17 protein-coding genes, 1 pseudogene and 1 other annotated feature are annotated in these 16,723 nt (G+C 36.2%); of the genes and pseudogenes, 11 read left to right on the forward strand and 7 right to left on the reverse strand.

The genetic code is table 11. The features are described 5' to 3' along the window. Positions 1-29 precede the first annotated feature (29 nt). A complete protein-coding gene (locus AC3WVZ_RS05770; protein WP_000665547.1) occupies positions 30-1,388 on the reverse strand; it encodes an MATE family efflux transporter in 1,359 nt (452 codons plus the stop codon). 186 nt (positions 1,389-1,574) lie between these two features. On the opposite strand from AC3WVZ_RS05770, the gene uppP reads away from it, so the two are divergent. Next, entirely contained in the window at positions 1,575-2,366 is a 792-nt protein-coding gene (gene uppP, locus AC3WVZ_RS05775; RefSeq protein WP_000796253.1) for a bacitracin resistance undecaprenyl-diphosphatase, read from the forward strand. Positions 2,367-2,397: 31 nt separating this feature from the next. On the opposite strand, the gene AC3WVZ_RS05780 is transcribed toward uppP, so the two are convergent. Together AC3WVZ_RS05780 and AC3WVZ_RS05785 are read right to left on the reverse strand one after the other, a co-directional pair. Beyond that, the gene (locus AC3WVZ_RS05780; protein ID WP_002040836.1) at positions 2,398-2,985 is read right to left on the reverse strand and encodes a thioredoxin family protein; all 588 of its coding nucleotides are present in this window, start codon (positions 2,983-2,985) and stop codon (positions 2,398-2,400) included. Between the two features lie 33 nt (positions 2,986-3,018). Continuing rightward, a pseudogene (locus tag AC3WVZ_RS05785) lies at positions 3,019-3,449 on the reverse strand (YrvL family regulatory protein). A 161-nt stretch (positions 3,450-3,610) separates the two neighbouring features. Between AC3WVZ_RS05785 and AC3WVZ_RS05790 the strand changes: the two are divergent. Then, a complete protein-coding gene (locus AC3WVZ_RS05790) occupies positions 3,611-4,030 on the forward strand; it encodes a MarR family winged helix-turn-helix transcriptional regulator (protein WP_000081434.1) in 420 nt (139 codons plus the stop codon). A 155-nt stretch (positions 4,031-4,185) separates the two neighbouring features. Then, the gene (locus AC3WVZ_RS05795) at positions 4,186-4,341 is read left to right on the forward strand and encodes a hypothetical protein (protein WP_000184928.1); all 156 of its coding nucleotides are present in this window, start codon (positions 4,186-4,188) and stop codon (positions 4,339-4,341) included. Between the two features lie 23 nt (positions 4,342-4,364). On the opposite strand, the gene AC3WVZ_RS05800 is transcribed toward AC3WVZ_RS05795, so the two are convergent. Continuing rightward, on the reverse strand, positions 4,365-5,600 hold the full coding sequence (locus tag AC3WVZ_RS05800; RefSeq protein ID WP_000814802.1) for a dicarboxylate/amino acid:cation symporter: 1,236 nt from the start codon (positions 5,598-5,600) through the stop codon (positions 4,365-4,367). A gap of 1,173 nt (positions 5,601-6,773) precedes the next feature. Here AC3WVZ_RS05800 and AC3WVZ_RS05805 point away from each other — a divergent pair. Then, positions 6,774-8,117: a TrkH family potassium uptake protein gene (locus AC3WVZ_RS05805; protein WP_233936181.1), complete on the forward strand. Its 1,344-nt coding sequence runs from the start codon at positions 6,774-6,776 to the stop codon at positions 8,115-8,117. 35 nt (positions 8,118-8,152) lie between these two features. Here the strand turns inward: AC3WVZ_RS05805 and AC3WVZ_RS05810 are convergent, their stop codons facing one another. Continuing rightward, complete coding sequence (locus tag AC3WVZ_RS05810; RefSeq protein WP_000136542.1) at positions 8,153-8,527, reverse strand: hypothetical protein; 375 nt, start codon at positions 8,525-8,527, stop codon at positions 8,153-8,155. Between the two features lie 188 nt (positions 8,528-8,715). Between AC3WVZ_RS05810 and ytfJ the strand changes: the two genes are divergently transcribed. Beyond that, on the forward strand, positions 8,716-9,183 hold the full coding sequence (ytfJ, locus tag AC3WVZ_RS05815; RefSeq protein WP_233936183.1) for a GerW family sporulation protein: 468 nt from the start codon (positions 8,716-8,718) through the stop codon (positions 9,181-9,183). Between the two features lie 108 nt (positions 9,184-9,291). Then, the gene (locus AC3WVZ_RS05820) at positions 9,292-9,381 is read left to right on the forward strand and encodes a hypothetical protein (protein WP_000608227.1); all 90 of its coding nucleotides are present in this window, start codon (positions 9,292-9,294) and stop codon (positions 9,379-9,381) included. A 352-nt stretch (positions 9,382-9,733) separates the two neighbouring features. Here the strand turns inward: AC3WVZ_RS05820 and AC3WVZ_RS05825 are convergent, their stop codons facing one another. Further along, positions 9,734-9,973 carry a YkuS family protein gene (locus tag AC3WVZ_RS05825; RefSeq protein WP_000101022.1) on the reverse strand — a complete coding sequence of 80 codons (240 nt, stop codon included), beginning with the start codon at positions 9,971-9,973 and terminating at the stop codon, positions 9,734-9,736. An 82-nt stretch (positions 9,974-10,055) separates the two neighbouring features. Continuing rightward, positions 10,056-10,295, reverse strand: a complete 240-nt coding sequence (locus AC3WVZ_RS05830) for a DUF3911 family protein (protein WP_233936185.1) — start codon at positions 10,293-10,295, stop codon at positions 10,056-10,058. 414 nt (positions 10,296-10,709) lie between these two features. Between AC3WVZ_RS05830 and ilvE the strand changes: the two genes are divergently transcribed. From ilvE to leuA, 5 genes are all read left to right on the forward strand, one after another. Further along, on the forward strand, positions 10,710-11,606 hold the full coding sequence (gene ilvE, locus AC3WVZ_RS05835; RefSeq protein ID WP_001005486.1) for a branched-chain-amino-acid transaminase: 897 nt from the start codon (positions 10,710-10,712) through the stop codon (positions 11,604-11,606). Positions 11,607-11,621: 15 nt separating this feature from the next. After that, positions 11,622-11,849 (forward strand) — a binding site (T-box leader). A gap of 72 nt (positions 11,850-11,921) precedes the next feature. After that, a complete protein-coding gene (ilvB, locus tag AC3WVZ_RS05840; protein ID WP_142408228.1) occupies positions 11,922-13,622 on the forward strand; it encodes an acetolactate synthase large subunit in 1,701 nt (566 codons plus the stop codon). Beyond that, a complete protein-coding gene (gene ilvN / locus AC3WVZ_RS05845; protein WP_000822952.1) occupies positions 13,619-14,128 on the forward strand; it encodes an acetolactate synthase small subunit in 510 nt (169 codons plus the stop codon). Before ilvB ends, ilvN begins: the two co-directional genes overlap by 4 nt. Before the next feature lie 26 nt (positions 14,129-14,154). Then, the gene (gene ilvC, locus AC3WVZ_RS05850; protein WP_001151740.1) at positions 14,155-15,165 is read left to right on the forward strand and encodes a ketol-acid reductoisomerase; all 1,011 of its coding nucleotides are present in this window, start codon (positions 14,155-14,157) and stop codon (positions 15,163-15,165) included. 1 nt (position 15,166) lies between these two features. Continuing rightward, complete coding sequence (leuA, locus tag AC3WVZ_RS05855; RefSeq protein ID WP_233936186.1) at positions 15,167-16,687, forward strand: 2-isopropylmalate synthase; 1,521 nt, start codon at positions 15,167-15,169, stop codon at positions 16,685-16,687. Positions 16,688-16,723: the final 36 nt, after the last annotated feature.

The following is a 16,723-nucleotide window of genomic DNA, read 5'->3' on the forward strand; positions in this document are numbered from 1 at the left end:
TATGCATAAAGAAAACAGCCGCTTTATTATTAGCGGCTGTTTTGTGTTGTATATTTTCGTTGTACTTGAAAAAGACGGATAAGTAGGAAGGCAGCGCCAAATGCTAGACCGATAATAAGACCGATCCAATAGCCTTTCGCGGCCCATTCTGTATACGTCGCTAATATGTAACCTAGTGGTAGACCTATTATCCAATAAGCAATTAAAGTCATAATTAGAGCAACATTTACATCTTTATAACCACGCAAAGCTCCTTGTACAGGGGTTGCAATTGCATCTGAAATTTGAAATAAAATTGCAAAGATAAGAAATTCTTTTGCTAAATGATGAACTTTTGCATCTGTCGTATAAATAGAAGCAATTTGATCATCAAAGAAGTAGAGAAGAATCGAATATAATAAAGCAAAGGCAAGGGCTAATCCAATTCCAATCAATCCGTATTGTTTTGCATTATCGCAACGTTTTGCTCCAACTTCGAATCCGACCGCAATAGTCATTGCCATTGCTAAACTTAGCGGAGTCATATATAACAAGGAAGCAAAGTTCATAGCTGCTTGGTGAGCTGCAATAGTTGTCGTACTAAAATTACTCATCATGAGCGTTACCGCAGCGAAAATACTCGTTTCAAAAAAGATAGCAAATCCGATAGGGACGCCAAGTTTTAAGAATGCTTTCCAACTCGAAAGAGAAGGTCGGTATAATTGTTTGAAAATGTTGAAAGAGGCAAAAGGCTCTTTCGTCTGAATAATAATGACTGTAATAATTAAAATGCACCAATATGTTGCAGTGGAAGCAATTGCTGCTCCGACACCACCAAGCTTTGGGAAACCGAAGTTACCAAAAATTAATAGGTAATTTAATATTACGTTAATTGGTAATGATAATAATGTAATAATCATCGTTGTTCGAGTTTTTCCTAATGCATCAATAAATCCACGTAAAACAGTGTAAGTGAATAAAGGTATAATTCCTATTGCGATAATACTTAAAAATTGAGCTGCAATACGTTCCACAGGTTCTTCTAAGCGCATGCCATTTAAAATAGGTGAAACGACGAAAAAACCGATGAGGATAACAACGAAGCTAGCACAAATTGCTAAATAAACTGCTTGTATGACAACGTGGGGAACGTCCTCTTTTTTCTTGGATCCAACGAGCTGTGCAACAATGGGAGTAGTAGCCATTAAAATTCCTGTTAACCCCGTACTAACTGGAATCCATATACTTGTTCCAATTGCAACACCTGCTAAATCAGTTGGACTTGCATGTCCTGACATCGTTGTATCAAAAAAACTCATCGCAAATAATGACATTTGCGTTACGAAAATCGGAAAAAATAGTAATACAAATTGCTTTAACTTTTGTGAGAATGAAGTAGTTTCTTTCATAAAATCCCCTTTCCATATAAAAAAACAAACTCTTACTATCATACAATTTAATCAAAGATTAGAAAAGAAATACGCGCCTACAACATATAAAACCAATAAAAAAAGGATGCACTTTGAAAAGGGATAAGGTATTATGATAAGGTGTGAAAAAATTACATATTATTTGTTATTAAGGAGGCACTACTTGTGGCTGATTGGTTAATTGGTTTAATCATGGGTGCTGTTGAAGGGTTAACAGAGTTTCTACCAGTATCATCAACAGGACATATGATTTTAACAGGACATTTAATTGGATTTGACGATGAGAGAGCGAAAGTTTTTGAAGTTGTTATCCAATTGGGATCGATTTTAGCAGTTGTTGTTATATTTTGGAAGCGTCTATGGTCGTTAGTTGGAATAGGTAAAGTAACAGACGGACCATCGTTAAATTTATTACATATTATTATCGGGATGATTCCTGCTGGGATACTTGGCGTGTTATTCCATAGCACTATTAAAGAGGTTTTATTTGGCCCAGGACCAGTTGTTATTAGCTTAGTAGCCGGTGGTATTTTAATGATTGTTGCTGAGAAGTTTTCGAAACCAAGTACAGCAAGAACGTTAGATGAAATCACATATAAACAGGCATTTACAATTGGAATGTTTCAATGTTTAGCTCTTTGGCCAGGATTTTCTCGTTCTGGTTCTACAATCAGTGGTGGTTTATTAGCTCGCGTGTCGCATACAGCGGCAGCTGAATATACGTTCATTTTAGCGGTACCGATGATGGTAGCTGCAAGTGGATTAGATTTAATTAAAAGCTGGGATGTATTAAGCTCAGCAGATATAACGCTATTTGTAACAGGATTTGTAACTGCATTCGTTGTTGCGATGCTTGCAATTGTTTCATTCTTGAAATTATTATCTCGTGTGAAACTAACACCGTTCGCTTATTATCGTTTTATTTTAGCTGCGGTATTCTATTTCTTCATTATGTAATAAAAAAACCTGCCGAGCTCGGCAGGTTTTTTTATTTTACTATTTTTTCCACCATATTTTCCATTACATGCTCCCAAAGAGAAGTATCATCAGCTAATGTAGCACGGAAATTAGCATACATTTCTTTTTGTTTTTCTTCGAATGTTGGATCTTCTTTTTCGGGTAATGTAGCGCGCATTGAAGTTACTAATTCTTGTACTTTTGGAGCGCGTGGTCCAAAGACGGCTTGTTCATTTCCATCTTTATCAATGAAAATAAAGATTGGAATCGCACGTGCTGTTCCATTTGTTAAATATTGATCCATTAATTCTAAGTTTTCGTCGCGAATTAATAAACTCATTTCAATATTTGCAACTTCAGAAATTCGTTTCATAACAGGTACGCATAAAAGAGCATCGCCACACCAATCAGCAGTTAATACGATAACACGCCAGCCGTCATTTTGACGTTCTTCTAATACAGGAAGTAATTCATTTGGAATTAAAAAGTTATTGTAAATGTGTAGTAGCTCGTATTGGTTTACTTGCATTTCATTCACATATGTATCAAAGGACATACCTTTATCAGCCCATTGTTGTAAGTTCATAATTAACACCTCTTTAGTAAGATTTGCTTTCATTGTACCAATTTTTATATAGAAAAGCTTGTATTCTTACTCTTTCTCGTCACTTAATAACTTATTTAAGAGGAAAAAGAATAGTACGACACATAATTCAGCTATGTTGGACATTTGTACGCTTTCTATCCAATCATCAGCAGTATGAATGACGAACCAATCTAGTGTAATTTCAATGAATGAGAAAAGAGTAATAGAAATCCAATTTGGCATGTTTTGTGTCAGTGGATATAGCAGCGCTTTGAAGAAACTGAAGATGAAAAATGTAATACTGTCTAAGAAAGTGATTAATAAAAAAAGAGAAGTAACGCAATACGTGAACTATACTCTATACCTGTAATTTGAAAGATTCCTACATATACAAAAAATATAAATGCAAAAATTATAATGAGAAAAAGAGCAATAATACTAATGATAATCGTTTTATCTTTTAGGCTGAGATTTGAGAATTTCTCCTCCTCATGCATTAAGATACCCCCTTTTTCTGGAAGTTAACTTCATTTTATCATGAAATACATATTAAAAAACTACGAATTATGGGAAAATAAGGTGACAAAAAGTAAGATTTCATGTAAAATTATTAATAAGGTTTTTATTTAACTAAATGAAATAAAAGGAGCTGTCAAAGTTGTCTCAAAATCGAGAGCAATTAATGGAAGAACTATCGACAAATGTGTTTGCTATGTTTCGCACATTGCGTAATGATATCGGAAAAATATTCGGTGGTTACATACCGTGGAATGAATTCATCGTCCTGAGAATATTAAATCGTACGAATAAAGAAATGGTATCGCGTGTAGCAAATGAATTAAATGTGTCGAATAGTCATATTACAGCTGTTACAGAAAAATTAATTAATAAAGGTTTTGTAACTCGTTCACGTTCTACATCAGATCGCCGAGTTGTGTATTTAGAGATTACAGAACAAGGGAAAGATTTAGTTGCGAAAATGGAAGATGCGAAAAAACAATATTTACAAGAAAGATTCTCTACACTTTCAGAAGATGAAATGAATGTAATGATTTCGATTTCCAAAAAACTTATTTAAGTGATTATAAACAAGAAAACGCTTACGTGATGAAAGAGAAGATCTTCCTTATATATGGAAGGTCTTCTTTCATGTGTAATAGGTGTTAAAAAATAAAATGTGTATGAAAAAAGATAGAGCGCCATACTACTAATACAAGGAAGGGAGGGAGAAATATGACGAATCGTAACGGTAGTAAAGGGAGCGGTAATCAAGGATCACCAAAGTCCGGCCAGTTTAATCAGGAATTTAGCACTGAATTTGAAACTGGTAATGATAATAAAGGGAAAGAATATCGTTCTAAAAAAGGGAGTAAATCAAAAAAGGAGTGAAATTCATCACTCCTTTTTTTGATTTAAGATGCTGCCGATTGATCCGTATTATATTTTTCTTCTGATTTTGCGACAATCATTGCGCAAATTGCATCACCAGAAATGTTTACAGCTGTTCTAGACATATCTAAAATACGGTCAATACCGATAATTAAAGCGATACCTTCTACTGGTAGATTTACTTGATTTAAAACCATTGTAAGCATTACAAGTCCAACACCAGGTACACCAGCAGTACCGATACTAGCTAGTACAGCAGTTAATACGACCATAGCTAATTGCGGTAATGTAAGTTCAACTCCGTATACTTGAGCGATAAATACAGTGGCTACCCCTTGCATAATGGCAGTACCATCCATATTAATAGTTGCCCCTAGTGGTTGTACAAATGAGCTTATCGCTTTTGGAACGCCAAGTTTATCTTGTGCTGTTTTCATTGCAAATGGAAGCGATGCATTAGAGCTAGATGTACTAAATCCAATTGCCATTACTGGTCCGAAATGTTTAAAGAAACGAACAATACTTTCTTTTGCTAATACCTTTAATAAGCCGCCATATACAAAGACCCCGTGAATAATGAGTACTAACATAACGACAATCATATACTTGAACATCGCAGCGACGCCTGCAAGCCCCATTTTACCAACGGATGAAGCGAGCAAACCGAATGTTCCAATTGGGGCTAATTTCATAACGAGATTAACAAGATACATCATTAATTCGTTGCCCTGTTCAAGTAATGAATGGATACCTTGAACTCGTTTTCCTAAAATAGCTATACCGAGTCCAATCAATACGGCAAAGGCAATGATTTGTAACATGTTTCCGTCAGCCATCGCTTTTGCTGGGTTATCTGGTACGATATTTAGCAATGTGTCGACGAAAGATGTTTCAGTTTTTGCACCTTCATACTTAAGACCTTCTGTTTTAAAATTACCGCCAGCTCCTGGTTTTATAATAAGTGCAAATGTAACCGCTATAGAGATGGCAACCGCAGTTGTTACGAGAAAGAATGAAATTGATTTTAAACCGATTCTTCCAAGTTGTTTCGGATCTCCAAGGCCGGCAGCACCAAGTACGATAGAAATGAACACAACAGGAACAACTAGCATTTTAATAAGTCGAATAAACAATTGACCAATTGGGTTGAACACAAATTGATTTAGTGGCTCAAAGATAGATGGAGCAGCTAAATTTAGAGTGAGTCCAACAACTAGACCTAGAAATAATGCGATTAAGATTGCTTTTGTTTGTTTCAATAAAATCCCCCCTTTTGTTTTTGCGAAATTTCTTTCTAAAGTAATTATACCGAAAAAATACCTAATTTGACAATATTTTCTGAATTTTTCGTTTTTGTTTAAGTGTAGATAGACTGATTTTGTGTTTGGAAAATAAAATAGACCATCACATAGGATGGTCAAGGGAAGGGGACAATTTATGTCAATTTAATTAGGGATGGAAGTTGCTTTAAGACACTGGGGAATGTCTTATAAATTAGGGAGGAACAACTTCGATACATATACTATAAAAGGTAGGTGTGACTCTCATGTGAACATAGGGTGAAAGAGAGGGGGAGTTTTAAATAAAAGATAGAAAGACAAAAAATAAGACCATCATATATAAGATGGTCAAGGAAGGGGACAATTTATGTCAATTTAATTAGGGATGGAAGCTGTTCAAAGACACTGGGGAATGTCTTTGAACAGCTTCGATACATATACTATAAAAGGTAGATGTGACCTCTGTGTGAACATAGAGTGAAAGAGAGAGGGAGTTTTAAATAAAAGATAGAAAGACAAAAAAATAAGACCATCATATATAAGATGGTCAAGGAAGGGGACAATTTATGTCAATTTAATTAGGGATGGAAGCTGCTTTAAGACACTGGGGAATGTCTTATAAATTAGGGAGGAACAGCTTCGATACATATACTATAAAAGGTAGATGTGACCTCTGTGTGAATATAGAGTGAAAGAGAGAGGGAGTTTTAAATAAAAGATAGAAAGACAAAAAAATAAGACCATCATATATAAGATGGTCAAGGAAGGGGACAATTTATGTCAATTTAATTAGGGATGGAAGCTGCTTTAAGACACTGGGGAATGTCTTATAAATTAGGGAGGAACAGCTTCGATACATATACTATAAAAGGTGGATGTGACCTCTATGTGAACATAGAGTGAAAGATATGGGGATTTGAAAAATAGTACATATGAAATTGTTATTGCTAGCAATATTGAGTTAGGATATAGAGTTTTCCGGCATAAAACGAAAAGGAATCTGAATATAAATAAAAGTTGTAATCTATGAAAAAAAGGATTATGCTCAACTATATTATGAGAATATAAGGTTTGTCCTAATTATTTAAGGGCTTTTAAAAAGCTTTTTATTGTATGAGGGGAAAGCTTCACTTTAATAAGGGAGTTAGTGATATGGACGTAACAAAAAAACAAGGGCTGTATAATCGTCTTATACGATTAAACCCACCACAAATATTAGCATTAGGCTTTTTCTGCTTAATTGTGGTTGGCGGTTTGTTATTAAAATTACCATTCGCAACGAAAGTACATATTAGTTGGGTAGATGCTTTCTTTACAGCAACGTCAGCAGCGACCGTAACTGGTTTGGGAGTAGTGGATACAGCAAGTACATTTACGATGTTTGGCGAAATTGTTATTATGTTTTTAATTCAAACAGGTGGTCTAGGCCTTATGACAATTGCCATTTTAATTGTTTGGGTGCTAGGTAAAAAAATCGGATTACGCCATCGTTTATTAATTGGAGAAGCATTTAATCAAACAAATATAGGTGGTCTTGTAAAATTAGTAAAGCATGTCTTTATATTTTCGATTTGTATTGAACTTATTGGGGTCATCTTTTTATCGTTTCGCTTTATTCCAGAGTTTGGTTTTGGAAAAGGTTTATACTATAGTATTTTTCATGTAATTGCATCTTATAATAATGCAGGATTTGCTTTATGGCCAGATAATTTAACAAGATATGTAGGGGATCCCATTATTAATATTGGGATTTGCTCTTTAATTGTAATTGGGGGACTCGGTTTTACCGTATTAATTGATATATGGTATAGCCGCAGTTTTCGAAAATTATCACTTCACTCAAAAATAATGATTATTGGAACAGTAGTGCTAAATATTATAGCAATGATTGTGATTTTTGTATTGGAATATAATAATGTGAAGACGTTAGGGAATTTATCTTTAAATGAAAAAATATGGGCTTCCTTCTTTCAAGGTATTACTCCGCGGACAGCTGGATTTAATACGGTTGACTATGGAGGTATGGAAGAATCATCTATATTATTTACGATGATTTTAATGTTTATTGGTGCAGGAAGTGTATCGACAGGTGGAGGAATTAAATTAACGACGTTTGTTATCTTAATTACATCTGTCCTTTCTTTCTTTAGAAAAAAGGAGGAAATTGTTTTATTTCAGCGTACAATTAAAATGTCGACAGTAACGAGGGCCTTAGCGATTGCTGTTGCCAGTCAAATACTTATTTTAGCAGCGGTATTCATATTAATGCTTACAGAAAACTTCAGCTTTATTCAATTATTATTTGAGACAATATCAGCGTTTGGCACAGTCGGATTAACGATGGGAATTACTGCAAAGCTATCGGCATTCGGAAAATGTATTATTATGTTTGTTATGTTCTGCGGATTAATTGGACCATTAACACTTGTGTTCTCTTTAGCGCGACCAGCAAAACAAAAAATAAAATATCCATCGGAAGATGTGTTTACAGGATAAGGTATCCCGCGTTAAGCGAGATACCTTTTTCTTTTTTAGAACAGGGAGAACAATAGACCAATAAGTGCTACTCGGAATAAAATTGCGATAAGTGCAGCAATTCCACCGACAACTGCAGCGATACCGCCAGTTACAGTAGCTCCGCGATTATAAGCGTAAATACCGAGTAAAACAGAAACAAGACCAAATAGTGTTGGAAATGTAAATAGCGATAAGATAGATAGCGCAAGAGCAATAAAACCAGCAGTTGATCCAGCAGCGGACGATTTTACAACATCTTTATCGTCTTTATCATTGTAATCATAATCAATGCGTTGTGGTGCAACCTCAGCGGCGTACTCTTCTTTATAGTCACTATAATCACTATCTATTCTATCTTTTCTTTTATAATCATCAAATTTCTCAGTCAAAGTCATGACTCCTTTCATAACAAGGTTCAATAGTAGTATGTATCTCTTTTTCTTTTTTATCCCGCTATTTGTGAGAGTCGAGCTACGTACACATCCCACTGATTAAAGTTTCACTATACCGGAGCATGTACAGGGAGTAGTATCTTTTAAAAGGAGGAAAATGTTTTCTTGAAATAGGAAAAGTTAGTATGACTTCCTCTATTTTGGAAAATATAAAAAGGAATAATGAGGAAAGGGTGCAATACATAATGGAACATCCAATTGAAAATTTAATGAAAACGGCAATGACAAATTTAAAAGAAATGGTAGATGTAAATACAATTGTTGGGAGCCCGGTTTCAACAGCTGACGGAAATGTAGTATTAACAGTATCTCAAGTGGCTTTTGGTTTTGGAGCTGGTGGAAGTGATTTTAAAGGGGATTTCATTACTGAAAAACATAACGGTGGGCAAAATCAGCATAAAGAGAACAAACAAGGGCATCCATTTGGAGGAGGAAGCGGGGCTGGGGTTTCCATTAGTCTAGTAGCTTTTTTAGTAGTTGGTTCTAATGGGGTGCAAGTATTACATCTCAACAGCAGTACACATTTAATTGAAAAGGCTTTAAATACTGTACCAAGCACTGTAGATAAATTTGTGAATGGTCGTCGAAAGTGAACTTGCATTTTTTAGGAATTATGATATATTAGAAAAAGTGCGCTTTAGGATGATCGGAATAATTGAAATGTAAATATATATGATGTGTGGAATAAGGGAGAGGAATTTATGATTAATATCAAAAACTTAGTAGTTGGCTTATTTATGTTAGTAAGCGGCTTTGTTGTATATGTAATAAAAGAAAAAGCTCCATTCTAAAACAGACAAACCGTTAATGTCTGTTTTTAATTTGCGGAAAAATATTGACAAGTTATTGTATTGGTGTTAGAATTTTAATTCGTGTCTCGGTTACAGCTAGTGTAAAGTAAATATCTCTTATGAATGCAATACGAAAAGTTTGCGAAAGATCGGGTAATTTTATCAACAACTTTTGTGAACAAACCCTATAAATTGTATTTGTAAGCTATATATGTATACTAGTGAATCAAGGAGCGGTCAGTGGAACCGTAATGATGAGAGAGAGGTAGGGCTTTCATCCAGTATATGTTACTTTCCCGTTAGGTGAATATAAAAAAGAGGACTCCTTTTAAAAGGAGTCCTCTTTCATTTTTTAAGTGCGACTTTCAACTTGTTGACAAATTTCATCCGTTGTTAAACCGTGAGCTGTAATGACTGATCCTTTAATTGATGTATCTGCAATGCCCATCACATTAGAATCTTGCCCAGTTACAACGCAACAATCACAACCTTGTGCATCCTGTTCTGAGTTAAGTGTAACAACTTCATGACCTTGTTGCTGAAGAGCTTGTTGAACGTCTGTTAATGAGTTTTCAACGCCAATTCTAGCCATAATTCTCACCTCCTACCATCTAATTGCTAGTATGCTCAAGTTCACTGCATTTATGAAAAGACGGTAGGAAGTAAATCTTTGTTTAGTCGTTATATACGCCAGTAAGCATTTGACTAACGAATTGATCGTTTAATGTATCTTGGGTAGAAGAAGTATTTGAATGGATGTCGATTGAAGCAATAAAATGATTATGTTCTTGCGTATTTGGTTCTACCTCTACGTAATTATCGAATTTACAAAAACCTTTCGTATCCATTAGATCAAATAATTGCAGCATTTCTACTACCTCTTGTCTAGTTCCTTTAATTTGTACACACGCCATATTTATTTCCTCCTTCATTTTGACAAATTGTTTTTTAAAAATAGGATTATGATTACGAAATGAAAAATATGAATGTTATTTTTAGACAGCGCTATTTTTGTTATTTTCCCCCTTTTTCAGCAAAAGTCGTTATATATTCCCGGATTTATAAAATTGGACGTCCGTTTATTGAATACAATAGATTCGCATCAATTGATGAAAATCCTTCTTTTAAACAAATATTTTTTTAGTGGAAATTGGCGAAAAAAATTTTTTGACTTTTTGTAAACGTTAACAATGTTGTTAAATCAATATAAGTAAAGAAGTACGTACGATTAAAAATTATACATTTTCTAAAAATTCACTTGATTTATTTAGAAAGGAGAGTAAACTAGGAAACAATAAAAAATTCATAGAACATAGGAGGCGCTTCTAGTGAATGAGCAATGGATTTTCTTAAATGGAGAATTTGTTCCAAAAGATGAGGCAAAAGTTTCAGTATATGATCATGGCTATTTATATGGCGATGGAGTGTTTGAAGGAATTAGAGTTTATAGCGGTAATGTTTTCCGTTTGAGAGAGCACCTTGTCCGGTTGTATGAATCAGCAAAATCAATCCTTTTAGAAATTCCATATTCATTAGATGAAGTAACAAATATTGTTGTTGAGACGATTCGACAAAATAAATTATCTAATGGATACATTCGCCTTGTTGTATCAAGAGGAGCAGGAAATCTTGGATTGGATCCCGATTCATGTAAGAAGCCGAATGTAGTAGTAATTGCAGAACAATTATCTTTATTCCCACAAGAATATTATGAGAAAGGGATTCCAGTTGTAACAGTTGCAACGCGCCGAAATCGTCCCGATGTTTTATCCCCTCAAGTAAAATCTTTAAATTACTTAAACAATATTTTAGTTCGTATTGAAGCGAAATTAGCTGGAGTACAAGAAGCACTTATGTTAAATGATCAAGGATATGTAGCTGAAGGCTCAGGAGATAACGTGTTTATTGTTAAAGGAAATAAATTAATTACACCACCAAGTTCTGCTGGAGCGTTAGAAGGTATTACACGAAACGCCATTTTAGAAATCGGCGAAAAACTTGGATATGACGTAAGAGAAGAGTTATTTACAAGACATGATGTATATGTAGCTGATGAAGTGTTTTTAACAGGAACAGCTGCTGAAGTTATTGCTGTTACGACAGTAGATGGTAGAACGATTGGCTTAGGGCAAACAGGTCCACATACGAACCGTTTATTAGAAGAGTTTCGTAAGTTAGTTGTAGAAGATGGAGAGAAAATTTACGAAGAAAATAAAGTTGGATAACAACTTTTTTAACATAAGAAAGCGTTGATAGGGAGGAGTAGTTGATTGTGAAGCCTCACAGAGAGTCGGTGGTTGCTGAAAACCGATGGTTCACGTCGACGAACATCGCCCTTGAGTGCTAAGCTAAAGCATTTGTCTAGGCTTAGACGGTAGCTCCGTTATTAGCTAGATCCATTTATGGATCACTGAGGCAAGAGTATTCTTGCAAAGAAGGGTGGTACCGCGAAATCTTTCGTCCCTTCAGCACATAGCTGGAGTGTGGACGTAGGATTTTTTTATTGTATAAAAGTTTGAAAAAGGGGGCTTATAAGAACAATGTCTTCAAAAACGGAAGAGAAACTGGCAACTGGTGCACAGCTATTGTTAGAAGCGCTAGAAAAGGAAGGCGTAAAAGTGATTTTCGGTTATCCGGGTGGTGCCGTTTTACCTCTCTATGATGCACTGTATGATTGTGAAATTCCGCATATTTTAACAAGGCATGAGCAAGGGGCAATTCACGCTGCTGAAGGGTATGCCAGAATTACAGGGAACCCAGGGGTTGTAATTGCAACGAGTGGACCAGGTGCTACAAATGTAATTACGGGTCTAGCGGATGCGATGATTGATTCATTGCCACTTGTTGTATTTACAGGCCAAGTAGCAACAACGTTAATTGGGAGCGATGCTTTTCAAGAGGCGGATATTATGGGACTTACGATGCCAGTGACAAAACATAACTATCAAGTGCGAAAGGCCTCAGATTTACCTCGAATTATTAAAGAAGCATTTCATATTGCTAAAACAGGAAGACCAGGACCAGTCGTTATTGACCTTCCGAAAGATATGGTAGTCGAGAAAGGTGAGCGATGTAGCAATGTACAAATGGATTTACCAGGATATAACCCTAATTATGAACCGAATCTACTTCAAATAAACAAATTACTACAAGCAATTGAAACCGCAAAAAAACCGTTAATTTTAGCTGGAGCAGGTATACTGCATGCGAAAACTTCGAAAGAATTGACAAGTTTTGCCCGTAAATATGAAATCCCTGTTGTGCATACGTTACTTGGACTTGGTGGTTTTCCGCCAGATGATGGGCTATTTCTAGGGATGGGGGGAATGCACGGTTCTTACACAGCCAATATGGCGTTATATGAATGCGACTTACTCATTAATATAGGTGCGAGATTTGACGATCGTCTTACTGGGAATTTAGCTTTTTTTGCTAAAGGGGCGACTGTTGCACATATCGATATTGATCCAGCAGAAATCGGGAAAAATGTGCCAACAGAGATTCCTATTGTTGCAAGTGCTAAGCGGGCGTTAGAAGTATTGCTTCAATCAGAAGGAAAGAAAGAAAATCATCATGAATGGCTCTCTTTATTAAAGAGTAGAAAAGAAAAGTATCCATTCTCTTATAAACGAAATTCTGAAAGTATTAAACCTCAATATGCGATTGATATGCTATATGAAATTACGAAGGGAGAAGCGATTGTAACAACAGACGTTGGGCAACATCAAATGTGGGCAGCACAATACTATCCGTTGAAAAATCCAGATAAATGGGTAACTTCTGGCGGATTAGGAACGATGGGGTTCGGATTTCCAGCAGCAATCGGTGCGCAAATTGCAAAGAGAGATGAACTAGTTATTGCAATTGTTGGTGATGCTGGGTTTCAAATGACTCTGCAAGAATTAAGTGTATTAAAAGAACACGCTTTACCCGTTAAAGTATTTATTTTAAATAATGAAGCTTTAGGAATGGTAAGACAATGGCAAGATGAATTTTACAATCAAAGATATTCACATTCTTTATTGCCATGCCAACCAGATTTCGTCGCTCTTGCGAATGCGTATGGTATAAAAGGTGTTCGTATTGACGATCCACTTCTTGCAAAGAAGCAAATCCAGCATGCGATCGAATTACAAGAGCCAGTCGTAATCGATTGTCGTGTACTTCAATCAGAGAAGGTTATGCCGATGGTTGCACCAGGAAAAGGTGTTCACCAAATGGAGGGAGTGGAAAAAGGGTGAAGAGAATTGTTACAGCGACAGTTCGAAATCAAAGTGGTGTGTTAAACCGAATTACAGGGGTTATGACACGAAGACATTTTAATATTGAAAGTATTTCAGTAGGTCATACAGAATCATCAGATATATCGCGAATGACGATTGTTGTACACGTTGAAAGTGAACAGCAAGTTGAGCAGTTAATTAAACAACTTCATAAGCAAATCGATGTTCTGAAAGTATCAGATATTACAGAAGAAGCAATGATTGCTAGAGAGCTTGCTCTTATTAAAGTAGCAACTTCTGTAGCGAGGGCAGAATTATATAGTTTAATTGAACCATTTCGAGCCGCTGTAATAGATGTTGGGAAGGATTCCATAGTTGTGCAAGTAACAGGTACGCAAGATAAAGTAGAAGCGTTAATTGAATTACTTCGTCCATACGGTTTGAAAGAAATTGCTAGAACAGGTGTAACAGCATTTACACGTAGTATGAAAAAACAAGATAAGCAAGTTATGTTAATTCAATAATCATTTAAATATAGGGGGAAATGAAAATGGCAAAAGTTTATTATGAGAAAGATGTAACAGTAAATGTATTAAAGGAAAAGAAAGTAGCAATCATCGGATATGGCTCGCAAGGTCATGCGCATGCGCAAAATTTACGTGATAACGGATTTGATGTAGTAGTAGGTTTAAGAAAAGGTAAGTCTTGGGATAAAGCGAATGAAGATGGGTTTTCTGTATATACAGTAGCAGAAGCAGCGGAAAAAGCTGATGTAGTAATGATTCTATTACCTGATGAATTACAACCAGAAGTATATGAAGCTGAAATTGCACCAAATTTACAGGCTGGAAACTCTCTCGTGTTCGCACATGGATTTAATGTTCACTTTGATCAAGTAAAACCACCAGCGAATGTAGATGTATTTCTAGTAGCGCCAAAAGGACCGGGGCATCTCGTACGCCGTACGTTCGCCGAGGGAGGGGCTGTTCCTGCATTATTTGCAGTATATCAAGATGCAACAGGAGTTGCGACTGAAAAAGCACTTTCTTATGCTGACGGAATTGGAGCAACGAGAGCTGGTGTATTAGAAACGACGTTTAAAGAAGAAACAGAAACAGATTTATTTGGAGAGCAAGCTGTACTCTGCGGCGGAGTGACTGCACTTGTAAAAGCAGGATTTGAAACGTTAGTTGATGCGGGATACCAGCCTGAACTTGCATATTTTGAATGTTTACATGAACTGAAGCTAATCGTTGATCTTATGTATGAAGGTGGACTTGAAAATATGAGATATTCAGTTTCAGATACAGCGCAGTGGGGAGACTTCGTATCAGGACCACGCGTTGTTACTGAAGATACGAAGAAAGCGATGGGGGCAGTATTAGCAGAAATTCAAGATGGTACATTTGCAAGAGGCTGGATTGCAGAGCATAAAGCAGGAAGACCAAATTTCCACGCGACAAATGAGAAAGAGAATGAACATGAAATCGAAGTAGTAGGACGTAAATTACGTGAAATGATGCCTTTCGTACAGCCGCGAGTAAAGGTAGGGATTAAATAATATGAAGCAGATTTTGTTCATGGATACAACGCTTCGTGATGGCGAACAATCACCGGGAGTAAATTTAAATGAACAAGAGAAGTTACAAATTGCTAGGCAATTAGAGAGGCTTGGTATTCATGTAATGGAAGCTGGATTCGCGGCAGCTTCCGAAGGTGACTTCCAATCGGTAAAACGCATCGCGAATACAATTCAAAACGCTACGGTTATGAGTTTAGCTAGAGCGAAAGAAAGTGACATTCGAAGAGCATATGAAGCTGTGAGAGGCGCTGTATCTCCTCGTCTACACGTATTTCTAGCTACGAGTGATATTCATATGAAATATAAACTTTGTATGTCAAAAGAAGATGTGTTAAATAGTATTCATCGCGCGGTTACGCTCGGAAAATCATTATTTCCGACAGTACAATTTTCTGCAGAAGATGCGACAAGAACATCGAGAGCATTTTTAGCTGAAGCAGTAGAAATTGCGATTCGAGCAGGAGCGAATGTAATTAATATTCCGGATACAGTTGGATATACAAATCCGGAAGAGTATTATTCTCTTTTTAAATACTTACAAGAATCCGTTCCATCATATGAAAAAGCGATTTTTTCTTGTCATTGTCACGATGATCTTGGTATGGCAGTAGCAAATTCGTTAGCTGCGGTTGAAGGGGGAGCAGTGCAAGTAGAAGGAACGATTAATGGCATTGGAGAAAGAGCAGGGAATGCAGCGTTAGAAGAAGTTGCAGTAGCTCTTCATATTAGAAAAGATTTTTATAAAGCAGAACCTTCGATGACTTTAAAAGAAATTAAGGCGACGAGTACATTAGTAAGCAGGTTAACGGGTATGGTTGTACCGAAAAATAAAGCAATCGTTGGAGCGAATGCATTTGCTCATGAATCAGGCATCCACCAAGATGGGGTTTTAAAAGAAGTAACAACTTATGAAATTATCGAACCAGCGCTTATAGGAGAATCTCAAAATCTCTTTGTACTTGGGAAACATTCTGGCCGTCATGCGTTTACGGAAAAAATGAAAGAGCTTGGTTATGAATTTACAAATGAAGAGCGAGATGCGGCATTCGAAGCATTTAAAAAATTGGCGGATCGTAAAAAGGAAATTACTGAGGAAGATTTACGCGCAATTATGCTTGGTGAAGCAGCATTTGCAGCCCAGCAATATAACATTACGCAATTACAAGTGCATTTCGTATCAAATAGTACACAATGCGCAACAGTTGTGCTGAAGGATGAGGAAGGAAATGTATATGAAGATGCAGCCACGGGTTCTGGTAGTATTGAAGCGATATACAATGCGATTCAAAGAATTTTAGGATTAGAATGTGAATTGGCAGATTATCGCATACAATCTATTACACAAGGTCAAGATGCACTTGCTCACGTTCATGTTGAATTAAAAGAAGGTAGTCACCAAATATCAGGTTTCGGAGTTGCGCAAGACGTATTGGAAGCGTCGGCGAGGGCTTATGTCCATGCAGCAGGGAAATTAAAATCTCTTATAGCGCTTGTGAAATAAATAATTGATAGGTGAGAGAAGCTTTCCTCACCTATC

It is taken from the genome of Bacillus sp. CPT56D-587-MTF (assembly GCF_058792335.1).

Bases quoted from the DNA above. Each gene is read 5' to 3' on its own strand.
- AC3WVZ_RS05770 (WP_000665547.1), bottom strand. From the start codon at position 1,388: ATGAAAGAAACTACTTCATTCTCACAAAAGTTAAAGCAATTTGTATTA.
- AC3WVZ_RS05780 (WP_002040836.1), bottom strand. From the start codon at position 2,985: ATGAAAGCAAATCTTACTAAAGAGGTGTTAATTATGAACTTACAACAA.
- AC3WVZ_RS05795 (WP_000184928.1), top strand. From the start codon at position 4,186: ATGACGAATCGTAACGGTAGTAAAGGGAGCGGTAATCAAGGATCACCA.
- AC3WVZ_RS05805 (WP_233936181.1), top strand. From the start codon at position 6,774: ATGGACGTAACAAAAAAACAAGGGCTGTATAATCGTCTTATACGATTA.
- ytfJ (WP_233936183.1), top strand. From the start codon at position 8,716: ATGACTTCCTCTATTTTGGAAAATATAAAAAGGAATAATGAGGAAAGG.
- AC3WVZ_RS05820 (WP_000608227.1), top strand. From the start codon at position 9,292: ATGATTAATATCAAAAACTTAGTAGTTGGCTTATTTATGTTAGTAAGC.
- AC3WVZ_RS05825 (WP_000101022.1), bottom strand. From the start codon at position 9,973: ATGGCTAGAATTGGCGTTGAAAACTCATTAACAGACGTTCAACAAGCT.
- AC3WVZ_RS05830 (WP_233936185.1), bottom strand. From the start codon at position 10,295: ATGGCGTGTGTACAAATTAAAGGAACTAGACAAGAGGTAGTAGAAATG.
- ilvB (WP_142408228.1), top strand. From the start codon at position 11,922: ATGTCTTCAAAAACGGAAGAGAAACTGGCAACTGGTGCACAGCTATTG.
- ilvC (WP_001151740.1), top strand. From the start codon at position 14,155: ATGGCAAAAGTTTATTATGAGAAAGATGTAACAGTAAATGTATTAAAG.
- leuA (WP_233936186.1), top strand. From the start codon at position 15,167: ATGAAGCAGATTTTGTTCATGGATACAACGCTTCGTGATGGCGAACAA.